The organism is Anaerovorax odorimutans DSM 5092 (genome assembly GCF_000426305.1).
Lineage (GTDB): Bacteria > Bacillota > Clostridia > Peptostreptococcales > Anaerovoracaceae > Anaerovorax > Anaerovorax odorimutans.
In genome coordinates this window covers 149,878-162,940 of sequence record NZ_KE384518.1, presented here as the reverse complement: position 1 = coordinate 162,940, position 13,063 = coordinate 149,878, and the positions used below count along the sequence as shown (strand labels likewise).

The window sequence follows — 13,063 nt, the reverse complement described above, 5'->3', positions numbered from 1 at the left end:
AATTACCCTTAGAAAGCTTTTGTGCCAACAGTTGTAGCTTGTTCATAAGCCATAGTTGCCAAATTATAAGCTAAGAGACTTTTTGAGTAAGATACTTCAGCGTTATAAGCCTCTACTTGTGTCTTCTGTACATCTGTAAGAGTTTTTAGACCTGCATCATATGATAGCTGCATCAATCTAAAGGATTCCTTACTCATTTCCAAACTTTTTTTTGCTAAATCAACAGCTGATTTACTGGCTTCCATATCCATATACTTAGAACGAACATCCAACTCAATATCTCCCGGAGTATCTCTATTTGTTTTTTTGGCTTCAGACAATTCAGCCTTAGCTGTTACATAATATCCTGAACTTGCGGAGTAATTATTTCCCGTTTCTTTTAAATTTAAAGTTTTATATTCAACTCCGAATTTTGCAGCTGCAATTTCATTTCGGTTTTTAAGTGCAAGCTTTATAGCATCGGCAAGTTTTATATTTGAAGGCTTAGGAGCTTCCAGTGTATCTGCTAATTTTACATTTTGCATTAAAGGATATTCGAAAAATTGGTTAAATTCCATTTTTTTCACTTTTAGATCATTTTCAGCAGTCTGTAAATCTACTTTTTTCTGATTTAAAGCTACTTCTGCCTGTAGTGTATCTTGTTTTGAAGCAGTACCCAAGCTGTATTTTAATTGTACATTTTTTAAGAGAGTTTCTTGAATTTGTACATTTTCTTTACTGATTCTTACTTGATCCTCTGCTTGCAGGAGCTCATAATAGATTTTAAATAATTTTGATTTTAAATTATTTACAGCAGCCTCGTAGTTATTTTCAGCTTGTGCTTTAAGATATTCTACAGTTAGCTTTCCCATTTCTCTTTCAGTTTTTGATGGACTTGAGCCTACAAAATCCGTACTTTTTGATTCTCTGTCTTGTTTCCTTAAAAGAGAAACTTGACGAGCAGTTTTTTCTGTAGAAGCTTTATCTTGTTCTAGCTTTACTTTTGCATCATTGATACCGGAACTGCTTGTCATCATCAGTTTTGTAGCTTGTTCCAGTGATAATTTAATTTCAGTACCAGTAAAATTCATATCAGGTACAATAGTAGTTGTATCTGTATCAACAGGTTCTTCTTCTGCTCCGTAGGCAAATCCTCCTATACTTGCAGTTAAAAGTAATACTAGAACTATTACAGATATTTGTTTTTTCATTAATCCCTCTCCTTTGTATTTCTTCAAATTCCGACCAATGGGTCACAAATATTTTACTCTAATTTGCAGTAAATTGTCAATAGTGCTTAGCTGCTCTTATTTTTTCCAATTTTAGTTTATTTACTTTAATAAGAAGACAAATTTATTATGTAAAGAGATTTATTGAAAAATTAAAAAGATTATTAAAAAAGTTCCCAAGGCAGATGCCTTGAGAATATTACTTTTCAATATTTAACCCTAATCCTTCTTTTTTAGAGTTATGCCCCACGTTTTGATTTTTAATTGTGCCGGGGAGATAGGTACTTTTAATGTCATTAAAATTTTCTGAATTATTGTTTACAAAGTTTTGAGACTTTTCATGTCTTCTTTTTTTTGCAGTCATTTTAACACCTCCAATTATTAATTTAACCAAAATAGTAAAAACAATTCTCTTTTTCAATATTCAAATTTTAACTTTAAAGGGTATAAAACAGCCTAAAAATGATAAAAATACACTGACAGTTATACATAATACTATCTTCAGTTTATTTTGAATAAGTTCCTTTAACATTACAATAGAAATATAAAAGTTCAGAGAATAGAATGGAGATTTAATATGAATGATGAGTTAGATCTGAAAGAGATTGGAAGGAGAATAAGAACCCAAAGAGAAAGCCTAAATCTTACAAGAGAAAAGTTGGCTGAAAAACTTGGTGTTTCAAGTAAATTCTGCGGTGATATTGAATATGGAACAAAGGGTATGTCAGTAAATACACTTGTAAGGCTTTCAAAAATATTAAATTTATCTATTGATTATATAATAAAAGGTTATGAATATAGTAATAAGGAAATTACGGATAAAAACGATCTTATAAAGGAAAGTATTTTAGCTCCTCTCAGTGTATGTAATAATGCGCAATTAAAACGTGCAGAGCAAATGATGAGAATTTTTGTTGCAGCAGTAAATGAAGGTGAAAACGGAGATGAGGAAGAAGGATGACAAGAAAGAGCTCTTTGATTTGTTAGAAAAAGAGCTTATAAAAAACAGTAACGATGTTCAAAAATTTATATACACTTTAACATATGATAATTTTGCAAAAGAAGATATTCTTCAAAATACAATGATGAAAGCATACGAAAGTTTGCACAGACTTAGAGAGCCAAGTAAAATGATTTCTTGGCTTTTTGAAATTGCAAAAAACGAAACAGCGAGGTATTATAATATAGAGAAGAAGTGGAACCAATGGAAGGATGTAGATCTTGAAGAAGTTCAAGATGAAAGTGCTGAAGGGGATGTTGCGGATTTTTTAGCAAAATTAGAACGAAAAGAAGAAATAGTGGAATTATTGAGCAAGCTAAAACCAAAATACGCAAGAGTATTAAGAGCACATTACATATATAGAATTTCACTTGTGGAAATAGCAAAAATATTTGGGACCAACTATAACACAATAAAAACATACAACAACAGGGCTTTGAGAGATTTAAAGAGATTATATTTTGAGAGGATGCAAACTGATGAACAAAAGGATAAGTGAGATTTTACAAGGGGCAACAGAAAATGAGCCTGAAAATGTAGGATTTTATAAAGATTTAAAATATACAAAGATAGACGAAGAATATATAAAAAAAATTATTGCAGGAAAAAAACAAAGTAAAAAGAAAAATCGCAACTGTTTTACAAGAATTATTGCCATTGCAGCAGTTGTGTCAGCATTTTTTCTTATGACAAATATTATGGTGATTATGGTTAACAATACACCTGTAAGCGCAGTAAAGGGCAAGTTGGAACAGATTCTTTTACATAAAGATGATACATTAATTACTGAAAAGGACAATTTAAATCTAACTGAAGAAGGCGTAGAAAAAGAATTTCTAATTGAAGATTGGAGGGATCTTGACGGGGCAAAAAAATATTGTGAAGGTATTTATATACCGGAATATATTCCGAAAAGGTATGAATTTAATAATTTAACTATTAAAAAAAGAGATAAAAGTTTTTACTGTATAAAATATGAATTTAAAAGTAATAATAAAGAAAAACTAATTATTAATCAGTATGAATATAATGATTCTAAGCAAGTTAATTTAACAATATCAGACTATGATGAAAAAATGATTATAGATGATATGACAATTTATTTATCGAAAGACAATTTCACAAATAATTTAATGGCAATTTATAAGGCAGATAATAACAAAATTGATATATCAGGGAATATAACGAAAGAAGAACTGGAAAAAATCATATTGAATTTAAAGAACTAAATATATAGAGAATAAAAAAAGAACCTCCTTTTGTTTTGTGGGAAACAATTATTCGAAAATAAAACTTTCGAATATATAGGAGGCTCTTTTATATTTAAACCATTATACTGTGCTGAGATATGCCACTTTCTTCTCAGCAAGCAACAGGCTTAAATCGAACTGGAATATCTAGTGATTGTTGATGTAACGCTGCCACATTTATCCTTTATAACGATTTTAAGTCTATAATTTTTACCTTTTTGAAGATTCCAATTGCTCACCATATAGAAACCTGCTGTATCATATTCAGTTTGTGTTTGAGTTATTGGAGATACTCCGGAGGCTGTAACCCAAGAGCCGGAATCATACTCCTGAAGAGTTACGGTACCTTTTATGTATGAAGCAGTAGTATAAGTGCTGGCACTTATTATTGAGTAGGCAGAAGTGTTGCTTTCCCGTTCAAATTCACTTCCAATACTTCCTACAGAATTTACTGAAATTCCAGAGTTTGATTGATTAGTTGAGGTTACTTCAGGAGTTGCCGCAAATACTGTGCCGTTCATTGCTAAAACCAGTGCTAGAGCCAGCACCATACAAAATAGTTTTCTTGATTTTGACATTTTTATGTCCTCCTTTAAATAAAATAATTTTGATTTCACACTCTGATTAGTGTGAAAAGCATCATAACCCCTAATCCACAATCATAACTGATAACCCCATAAATCATAACCAATACCCCATGACACCATAAACCATAACCCACAACATAAACACACATAAACCATAACCATAAGTGAAAAATATGAGCTAACCTCTTTTGCCGATAAAAAAGTTAACTAATTTGACACTCTATATATTAGATACGAAAAACGCAAAAATAGTTTCAAAAATACAACAAAAAAACACATAATTTTTAAAAATATTGTAATTTAATCTTAACTTGCAGCAAACTATGAAAAATAGTAAAATAATAACAGCTTGTATTAGAAAGGAAAAATTGGCTTAATGGTAAAATTAACAAGAGTTGCATTGTTATTATTTGCAGATGCAATTTGTATAAACTTAGCATATATTATCTCATTTCTTTTGCGTTTTGAATTTGAAGTAGAATCAAATGTTTTTTCAAGTTGGTTTTCAGTATACATTGATAATCTTATATTTCTTACTATTGTTAAATTAATAATTTTATGGTTGTTTGGTTTATATAATAGTTTGTGGAAATATGCAGGAACAGAAGAAGTCATAAAAATTGTATTTGCAGGATTTGTAGCTACTACAGGATCGGTACTTTATTTAGAACTTGTACAGGATTATTTCCCGAGAAGTGTCTATGTGTTCTCTTGTGTATTAGATGTGGTAATGATAGGTGGAGTACGTTTTCTTTACAGATATATTCGCAATCTCAGAAATCCCGGAAGTTTTAATAATTTTATGATGAGGTTTGGGAAAAAAGATATTATTGGAAATAATATTACAAAGGTTATGGTTGTAGGCGCAGGCGATGCAGGTGCTACCATGATAAGAGAAATTAGAAATCACCCGGAGTATAGTAAAAAGGTAGTTGTAGTAATAGATGACAATCCGGAAAAACAAGGGAAACGAATTGCAGGAGTAAAAATCGCAGGAGGACATCGCCAAATAAGAAGTATTGCAAGGAAATATAATATAGATGAGATTATTATTGCAATTCCTTCCGCAAGCCAAAAAGCAATTCAGCAGATTATAAACGAAGGTAATAAGACAAGATGTAAGTTGAAAACATTACCTGCTTTAATAGATTTAATAAATGAAAAGGTAAGTATCAGTAAGCTTCGTGATGTTGATATAGAAGATCTTTTGGGAAGAGATCCTGTTCAAGTAAATTTGCGGGAAATCAGCGGATATATTGAAGGTAAAATTGTTTTAGTTACAGGGGGAGGCGGTTCTATTGGTTCAGAATTGTGCCGGCAGATTGCCAAATTTATGCCAAGAAAGCTTATTGCCCTTGATATATATGAAAATTCCGTCTTTGAACTTGCAAATGAAATAAAAACAAAGCATCCATTTTTAGAGTTTGAAGCTACAATTTGTTCTGTGAGATGTAAAGAGAGACTTAGAGAAGTTTTTATTAAATATAAGCCTCATGTTGTATTTCATGCTGCTGCACATAAACATGTACCACTTATGGAATCACATCCGAAAGAGGCAATTGTAAATAATATATTGGGAACAAAGAACATGATAGACTTGTCGGAGGAATATGCTGTAGATAAATTTGTTATGATATCTACGGATAAAGCAGTAAATCCTACAAATGTAATGGGAGCAACAAAACGAGTTGCGGAGATGATATTACAAACTAAAAGCAAAACTTCACGTACAAGATTTTCAGCTGTAAGATTTGGAAATGTACTTGGAAGTAACGGAAGTGTTATTCCTATATTCAGAAAACAAATTGAGCAGGGCGGACCTGTAACAGTAACTCATGAAGAGATTACAAGATATTTTATGACGATTCCGGAAGCAGTCCAGCTTGTTATACAAACGGGCGCTATGGCAGAAGGAGGAGAGATATTTATACTTGATATGGGTAAACCCGTACGTATTAAAGATTTGGCAGAAAATGTTATTAGGTTATCAGGCTACGTTCCATACGTAGACATTGATATAAAAATTACTGGATTAAGACCGGGGGAAAAGCTGTACGAAGAACTTCTTCTTGATGAAGAAGGAATTGAAAAGACGGCACATGATAAGATTTATGTGGGTCATCCGCTTCCGGCAACGGCTGAACTAAGTCATTTGCTTGAAGCAGAACAAGAAGCTGACTCTTCAGATGAGACTGTGGAGAATAAGATTAAAAGCTTATTGGAAGGTCAAGATGAAGAAGCAAAAGTATGGCTGCACCAAATGGTTCCAAATTATAAAGAAGGAAGGGGTATTTAAAGGGAATAAGATAATAAGAAAGGGGAAAAAATGAATAATTATTTGGGGTTAGAAGTTTTTGATACACAGATTGATAGGGATAAAATCTTGTGTCAAAGAGAAAGTCTTAAAGAAGGAGAATCAAAGCTTTGGTCAGAAAAGGAGGAGTTTACAGGGTGGGTAAAACTTCCTTTAAATTATGATAAAGCAGAGATTGAAAAGATTATAAAGACTTCAGAGAAGATACAGAAACAATGTGATGCTTTTATCATCATTGGTATTGGTGGTTCTTATATGGGGGCAAGAGCTGCAATAGAGATGTTGTCTGCTAATAGTAACAGTAGAGGCGCTAATCTTCCTGAAATTTATTTTGCAGGGCAAAATTTAAGTGGAAATTATCATTCAGAGCTTTTACAAAAGTTAAAAGATAAAGATGTTTGCATTTGTGTTATATCAAAATCAGGTACAACTACAGAACCGTGTATTGCATTTGAGATTTTTAAAGAATTTCTTCAGAAAAAATATGGCAAAGAGAAAGCTGCTGGTAGGATTTATGTTATAACTGATAAAACAGAAGGAATTCTTAGGGAAGAAGCTGTAACCGAAGGTTATGAAAGCTTTGTTGTTCCAAAAGATATTGGAGGAAGATATTCGGTACTTTCTTCTGTAGGGTTACTTCCCATAGCAGCCGCAGGTATTGATATTAAAGAAATGCTGAAAGGTGCTGCTGATATTACGGCAAAACTGGATGAACAAGAGACAGACAGCGGTAAAATTGTAATGGAAAATGTATGGCAGTATGCAGCAATGAGGAAAATTCTTTATGATAGAGGGAAGCTTATTGAAGTCTTTGAATATTATGAGCCTAAACTTAGATATTTTGCAGAATGGTTAAAACAGCTTTTCGGAGAAAGTGAAGGAAAAGACGGTAAAGGGATATTTCCTGTAAACTTGGAATTTACAACAGATCTTCATTCTATGGGACAGTTTCTACAAGAAGGAAATCAGATTTTCTTTGAAACCGTACTCAATGTTACAAAGCCGAATACAGATTTAAAAGTTCCTGAAAGCGTCAGTGATCTTTTAAAAGGAAAAAGTATAAATGAAGTAAATCAAGCAGCAGTCAATGGAGTGATAGCAGCCCATAAAGACATAGGAATTCCAATCATAAAAGTAGAAATACCAAAATTGACACCATACTATTTCGGACAAATGGTGTATTTCTTCGAAACCAGCTGCGCATTAAGCGCATACCTCATGAGAGTAAATCCATTCAACCAACCAGGAGTAGAAGAATACAAAAGACGGATGAACACTTGTCTACATTCGGGGGAAAATCTTTAGATTTTTCAAAGAATGTTAGAAATTGTTATACACTTGGCTCCCAATCTGAGAAGCAGATTGGAACAGCCAGACGGAAGAACACTTGTCTACATTCGGGGGAAAATCTTTAGATTTTTCAAAGAATGTTAGAAATTGTTATACACTTGGCTCCCAATCTGAGAAGCAGATTGGAACAGCCAGACGGAAGAACACTTGTCTACATTCGGGGGAAAATCTTTAGATTTTTCAAAGAATGTTAGAAATTGTTATACACCTTTACCCAATCTGAGAAGCAGATTAACTTTTTTCAATTTAAATTTAAGGAAGATGGTTTAATCTAATATCTCAAGAGGTACAGAAAAAAATAGCATGAAATTGACATGAAAAATTACAATAAATGTAAAAATCAGAAAATTACAACTTATAATTAGTTTAAAAAATTATCGAAAAAAATATTGAAATTATATTTAAAATATAATAAATTATATCATAGGTGAAGTATAAAGACTTCAACAATGGATTATGTTTATATTAGTTTAACCTATAAAATTGGATAAAACGGAGGATAAATATTATGAAAAAAATCGGTGTATTAGGCACTGGCACCATGGGTGCTGGAATTATTCAGGTACTTGCACAAAATGGTTATGAAGTGGTTTTAAGAGCAAGAAGAGAAACATCAGTAGAAAGAGGAATTGCTACTGTTGACAAGAATCTAGAAAAATTAGTTTCAAAAGAAAAGATTACTGCAGCAGATAAGGCAGAAATCATGGGAAGAATTCAGGGCTCAACAGACATTGCTATCGTTAAAGATGCTGATCTTATAATTGAAGCGGCAACAGAAGATATGGAAGCTAAGAAAGCATTATTTAAAGAACTTGATGAACTTTGCAAGCCGGGAACAATTCTTGCGACAAATACATCATCACTTTCAATTACAGAAATTGCAGCTGCAACAAACAGACCCGATAAAATCATCGGTATGCATTTCTTTAATCCAGTTCCAATGATGAAACTTGTTGAAATTATTAAGGGTCTTACAACTTCAGACGAAACAAGAGATACAATTTTACAGCTTACAAGTAATTTAAAGAAGACTCCTGTAGAAGTTGCAGAAGCGCCAGGATTTGTAGTAAACAGAATTTTGATTCCAATGATAAACGAAGGAATTGGAATTTTAGCAGATGGCGTTGCTACAGCAGAAAATATTGATGAAGCTATGAAGCTTGGAGCTAATCATCCAATAGGACCTCTTGCATTAGGAGATTTAATCGGACTTGATGTTTGCCTTGCAATAATGGAAGTTCTTTACACTGAATTCGGTGATACAAAATACAGACCTCATCCACTTCTTAAGAAGATGGTAAGAGCTCAAAAACTTGGAAGAAAAACTGGAGAAGGTTTCTTCAATTATGCTAAGTAATTAAATACACAAAGAGGAGCCTATCATTTGATAGGCTTTTTTTAATAACATAGTAAATAAGTATGTTATAATAAGGGAGAAAGTTAAAAAACACGTAAAGTTGATTTTTAAATAAGAGGATTGAGATGAATATGAAAATTTTTATAAAAACATTTATAGTTGCATTTGTGATATTTTTAGTAATAATGACACCTGCAAATTATGCTTTAAATAAAGCAGGGGATGTTAGAGTCTTCAGCGGAGAAGAAAACCTGATGAGAGATATGGATTATGTGGTGGATAAAAACAGCCAATTTTTTGAGCAGTTCAGCGAATCAGAAAGAGTAAATGTACTGCTTATGGGTATAAACGGTCACATGACAGATACTATAATGCTTGGAAGTTATGATATGAAAAATCAAAGAGTTGATATAATATCTATTCCGAGAGACACTTATTTTCCTAAAGAAGGTGCAACAACTCCAGCAAGCAAGAAAATCAACGCAATTTATGGTCGTGATGGTGCTGTTGGAACTGCTGAAGCTGTCAGCGATCTGCTTATGGGTATGCCAATAAATTATTATGCAGTAATAAAGTATGAAGGCGTATCAAATATTGTAGAGTCCATAGGGGGAGTACCTGTAAATATTCCTTTTGATATGGATTATGATGACCCGAGAGATAAACCTCCTCTATCAATTCATTTTAAAGAAGGGCCGACTACGTTAGATGGTAAAGATGCAGTACGCTTTCTTCGCTACAGAAAAGATGATAAAAAAGGATATGGCTATACACAAGGAGATGTGGGACGTGTTGAAGCTCAGCAGAATTTTGTAAAATCTGCATTTAAAGAAGCATTGGGTTTGAAACTTCCAAAGGTGGCAGCAACAGTAATGAAAAATGTGGATTCTGATTTACCCCTTGGTATGGCAACAAGAATTGCAACAAAAGCACTTGGCTTAAAAAGTGAAGATCTGAAAGCTTGGACTGTGGAAGGTGAATCAGGTACAAGAAATAATCTATCGTATTGGTTTGCTGATAATGATAAAATTGAAGCTATGCTTATGAAAATATATGGCTCATCTGAAGACGAAACAAAAGATAAAACAGAAGAAAAATAAAAAACATACATATTAAGTCAATTTTTGTAATAAAAAATTAACATAGGAAATTTAATTTTCTCTATATTTTTACAAAAAAAAAGTATAAAATGTATTAGTTAATAATTAAAATTTTTATATTTATAATTAGTATTTATGAAATAAAAGGGCAAAATAAAGAAAAAGAGATGATGTTTATAGGGAGAAATTATTAGTGGAAAAAGAATTGGAGAGAAAAGTGAACGAGAAAAAGAAACTTAGTAAATCAAAGAAAAACAAATCAGCATTACAAAGTTTTCTTCAAACCTTCATAGGTGCATTTATAATATTTATAATAATTTTTACTCCTATGATGACTGTATTAGGAGGAGTTGCTGAATATAATCCATTTGGAGATGATAATCCAGTATTGGAAGAAGAGATGGAAGATGTGCTGGTTTCTTCTACGAGTCCGTTTTTCAATGCTTTTAAAGAAAGTAAAAGAGTAAATGTATTACTGTTAGGAGTAAATTCCGGACTTACTGATACTATAATGCTTGTGAGTTTTGATAAAGAAGCAAAAAAAGTAGATGTAATTTCCGTACCTCGAGATACGTATTATCACAGACCCGGATTTGACAGTGATGCAGAATGTAAAATCAATGCCGCATACAAAGGAGATCCGGTAAATACGGCAAAAGCGGTCAGCGATGTACTTCTGGGTATGCCTATTAATTATTATGCCGTTATTGATTACAAAGGAGTTTCCAATATTGTAGATGCTATGGGTGGCGTTCCCATGGATATAGACTTTCATATGGTTTATAATGATCCTTATGATAAACCGCCGCTTCGAATTAATATTCCAAAAGGTTATCAAGTTTTGGACGGTGAGCATGCAGTACAGTTTTTAAGATACAGACATGGATATGCCGAGGGAGATATTGGACGTGTAAAAGCACAGCAGAGGTTTGTAAAATCTGCATTTAAACAATGTTTAAGTTTTGATCTTCCAAAGATAGCAAATACTGTTTTCCAAAATGTAACATCTGATATTAATATAGGAACAGCTGTTAGTTTAGCTACAAAGGGAATGGGAATGAATTCCGAAGATATTACTACTTATACTATTCCTTATACTCCTCAGCCGGAAGCTCCATTTTATGTTTATCCAAAGAGTGAAGAAATCGGAGACATGATCGAAGAAATTTATTCTATTGAATCAAATAATACTTCTGAAACAGCAATAAAAAATTAATTTTTCTAAAATTTTTAATTCTTTTATTAATCTAAAAAGCGGGGTACCGCCCCGCTTCTAAACCATTTCCAAGAAATTGTAAGAATAGGGGAGAAAGATGAATATTGAAACTTTAAAAGGCAAAAAAGTTGCAGAATTGCGTGAAATAGCAAAAACTTTTAAACTTGAAGGATATGAAAAACTTAAAAAAGCTGATCTTATTAATGCTTTAATTAAAGCAAGATGGGAGACGCAAGCTAAAATGGAAACTGAAGCTCCTGAAATGGTAAAAGAACACAAAATAGATGAAAAGAATGTATTAAAAAATGAAGAAAAAATAGTAATAAAGAATGAAGAAAGAAATGCAGTAAAGGATGAAAATAAAACTGTAGCAAAGGATAATGATAAGATCGAAGCAAAAGATGAAGATAAGGACGTATTAAAAGATAAAGAAAAAAATTTATCAAAGAATGAAGAAGATAAAGAAACAGGCAAAGATGGGAAAAAAAATGTATTAAAAAAGAATCAAAAAGCTGCAGACAAAGTAAAAGTACAAACACCATCTAAAGAAGACAGACCTGAAGTTGAAGGTATTTTAGACATCGCCGATGGCGGATTTGGATTTATGAGATTTCATAATTTCCTGACAAGTGACAAAGATGTTTATGTATCCCCTGCTCAGATTAGAAGATTTAATCTAAAGACAGGAGATAAAATAAGGGGAATTACAAGAAAACCCGGTGAAAATGAACGTTTTGGCGCTCTTCTCTATGTTGTGACCGTAAATGGTGATGAACCTGGCGCATCTATTCGCAGACCTGATTTTGATGATTTGACTCCAATATTTCCAAATGAAAGAATAACACTTGAAAATGGCACTTCTGAATTATCCATGAGATTAATTGATTTAGTTGCACCAATAGGAAAAGGCCAAAGAGGACTAATTGTAGCTCCTCCAAAAGCAGGTAAGACAGTTCTCTTGAAAAAAGTAGCATCCAGCATTGAAAAAATACATCCGGAAGTGGAAATGATTGTTTTACTTGTAGATGAAAGACCGGAAGAAGTAACAGATATGCAGCGTTCAATAAAGGGAGAAGTAATATATTCAACATTTGATGAACTTCCTCAAAATCATGTTAAAGTTGCTGAAATGGTACTTGCAAGAGCACAGCGTTTAGTTGAGCATGGCAAAGATGTAGTTATTTTGCTTGATAGTATTACAAGGCTTGCACGAGCATACAACTTAGTTGTTCCGGCTTCGGGAAGAACTCTTTCAGGTGGATTGGATCCCGGCGCTTTGCACAAGCCAAAGAAGTTTTTCGGTGCAGCAAGAAATATGGAAGAAGGCGGAAGTATTACTATTTTAGCTACAGCACTTGTTGAAACAGGAAGCCGTATGGATGATGTGATATTTGAAGAATTTAAAGGAACGGGGAATATGGAGCTTCATTTAGACAGAAAGCTTTCGGAAAAACGAATTTTCCCTGCTATTAATTTAAACAAATCTGGAACACGAAGAGAAGATTTACTTATGAATACAGAGGAATTGGAAGCAATTTGGACTATGCGAAGAGCTATGAGCAATATAGGGACACAAGAAGTTACAGAGACTATTATCGATCATTTGTCCCATACAAGAAATAATGCTGATTTTATACAAGTGATCAAGAAAACATTTGAAAATTTAAAATAATAAAGGGAA

12 protein-coding genes are annotated in these 13,063 nt (G+C 32.7%); 9 read left to right on the top strand and 3 right to left on the bottom strand.

The features are described 5' to 3' along the window. Positions 1 to 8 precede the first annotated feature (8 nt). Together K292_RS0113510 and K292_RS18755 are read right to left on the bottom strand one after the other, a co-directional pair. Positions 9 to 1,190, bottom strand: coding sequence for a TolC family protein (locus tag K292_RS0113510; RefSeq protein ID WP_027400275.1), 1,182 nt, complete (start codon positions 1,188 to 1,190; stop codon positions 9 to 11). Positions 1,191 to 1,407: 217 nt separating this feature from the next. Continuing rightward, complete coding sequence (locus tag K292_RS18755; RefSeq protein ID WP_156900545.1) at positions 1,408 to 1,572, bottom strand: hypothetical protein; 165 nt, start codon at positions 1,570 to 1,572, stop codon at positions 1,408 to 1,410. Positions 1,573 to 1,785: 213 nt separating this feature from the next. Between K292_RS18755 and K292_RS0113500 the strand changes: the two genes are divergently transcribed. Genes K292_RS0113500 through K292_RS0113490 form a run of 3 tightly spaced genes read left to right on the top strand, consistent with a single transcriptional unit; the run spans position 1,786 to position 3,437 of the window. Next, positions 1,786 to 2,169 carry a helix-turn-helix domain-containing protein gene (locus K292_RS0113500; protein ID WP_027400274.1) on the top strand — a complete coding sequence of 128 codons (384 nt, stop codon included), beginning with the start codon at positions 1,786 to 1,788 and terminating at the stop codon, positions 2,167 to 2,169. Further along, positions 2,153 to 2,707 carry an RNA polymerase sigma factor gene (locus tag K292_RS0113495; RefSeq protein WP_027400273.1) on the top strand — a complete coding sequence of 185 codons (555 nt, stop codon included), beginning with the start codon at positions 2,153 to 2,155 and terminating at the stop codon, positions 2,705 to 2,707. The genes K292_RS0113500 and K292_RS0113495 overlap by 17 nt, the downstream gene beginning before the upstream one ends. Then, the gene (locus tag K292_RS0113490; protein ID WP_027400272.1) at positions 2,688 to 3,437 is read left to right on the top strand and encodes a DUF4367 domain-containing protein; all 750 of its coding nucleotides are present in this window, start codon (positions 2,688 to 2,690) and stop codon (positions 3,435 to 3,437) included. The genes K292_RS0113495 and K292_RS0113490 overlap by 20 nt, the downstream gene beginning before the upstream one ends. A 149-nt stretch (positions 3,438 to 3,586) precedes the next feature. Here K292_RS0113490 and K292_RS0113485 read toward each other — a convergent pair whose 3' ends face one another. Then, entirely contained in the window at positions 3,587 to 4,036 is a 450-nt protein-coding gene (locus tag K292_RS0113485; protein WP_027400271.1) for a hypothetical protein, read from the bottom strand. 385 nt (positions 4,037 to 4,421) lie between these two features. Here K292_RS0113485 and K292_RS0113480 point away from each other — a divergent pair, with 385 nt between their 5' ends. From K292_RS0113480 to rho, 6 genes are all read left to right on the top strand, one after another. Next, a complete protein-coding gene (locus K292_RS0113480) occupies positions 4,422 to 6,341 on the top strand; it encodes a polysaccharide biosynthesis protein (protein ID WP_027400270.1) in 1,920 nt (639 codons plus the stop codon). Between the two features lie 30 nt (positions 6,342 to 6,371). Then, on the top strand, positions 6,372 to 7,664 hold the full coding sequence (locus tag K292_RS0113475) for a glucose-6-phosphate isomerase (protein WP_027400269.1): 1,293 nt from the start codon (positions 6,372 to 6,374) through the stop codon (positions 7,662 to 7,664). A 553-nt stretch (positions 7,665 to 8,217) separates the two neighbouring features. After that, positions 8,218 to 9,066: a 3-hydroxybutyryl-CoA dehydrogenase gene (locus tag K292_RS0113470; protein WP_027400268.1), complete on the top strand. Its 849-nt coding sequence runs from the start codon at positions 8,218 to 8,220 to the stop codon at positions 9,064 to 9,066. Between the two features lie 125 nt (positions 9,067 to 9,191). Next, positions 9,192 to 10,166, top strand: coding sequence for an LCP family protein (locus K292_RS17270; RefSeq protein ID WP_051280763.1), 975 nt, complete (start codon positions 9,192 to 9,194; stop codon positions 10,164 to 10,166). Between the two features lie 193 nt (positions 10,167 to 10,359). Next, on the top strand, positions 10,360 to 11,382 hold the full coding sequence (locus tag K292_RS18055; protein ID WP_051280761.1) for an LCP family protein: 1,023 nt from the start codon (positions 10,360 to 10,362) through the stop codon (positions 11,380 to 11,382). Between the two features lie 97 nt (positions 11,383 to 11,479). Continuing rightward, positions 11,480 to 13,054, top strand: coding sequence for a transcription termination factor Rho (gene rho, locus K292_RS0113455; RefSeq protein WP_027400267.1), 1,575 nt, complete (start codon positions 11,480 to 11,482; stop codon positions 13,052 to 13,054). Positions 13,055 to 13,063 lie beyond the last annotated feature (9 nt).

Excerpts from the sequence above, each read along its gene's own strand:
- rho (WP_027400267.1), top strand. The coding sequence starts at position 11,480 with ATGAATATTGAAACTTTAAAAGGCAAAAAAGTTGCAGAATTGCGTGAA.
- K292_RS0113470 (WP_027400268.1), top strand. The coding sequence starts at position 8,218 with ATGAAAAAAATCGGTGTATTAGGCACTGGCACCATGGGTGCTGGAATT.
- K292_RS0113500 (WP_027400274.1), top strand. The coding sequence starts at position 1,786 with ATGAATGATGAGTTAGATCTGAAAGAGATTGGAAGGAGAATAAGAACC.
- K292_RS0113475 (WP_027400269.1), top strand. The coding sequence starts at position 6,372 with ATGAATAATTATTTGGGGTTAGAAGTTTTTGATACACAGATTGATAGG.
- K292_RS0113490 (WP_027400272.1), top strand. The coding sequence starts at position 2,688 with ATGAACAAAAGGATAAGTGAGATTTTACAAGGGGCAACAGAAAATGAG.
- K292_RS0113485 (WP_027400271.1), bottom strand. The coding sequence starts at position 4,036 with ATGTCAAAATCAAGAAAACTATTTTGTATGGTGCTGGCTCTAGCACTG.
- K292_RS0113510 (WP_027400275.1), bottom strand. The coding sequence starts at position 1,190 with ATGAAAAAACAAATATCTGTAATAGTTCTAGTATTACTTTTAACTGCA.
- K292_RS0113480 (WP_027400270.1), top strand. The coding sequence starts at position 4,422 with ATGGTAAAATTAACAAGAGTTGCATTGTTATTATTTGCAGATGCAATT.
- K292_RS0113495 (WP_027400273.1), top strand. The coding sequence starts at position 2,153 with ATGAGGAAGAAGGATGACAAGAAAGAGCTCTTTGATTTGTTAGAAAAA.
- K292_RS18755 (WP_156900545.1), bottom strand. The coding sequence starts at position 1,572 with ATGACTGCAAAAAAAAGAAGACATGAAAAGTCTCAAAACTTTGTAAAC.
- K292_RS17270 (WP_051280763.1), top strand. The coding sequence starts at position 9,192 with ATGAATATGAAAATTTTTATAAAAACATTTATAGTTGCATTTGTGATA.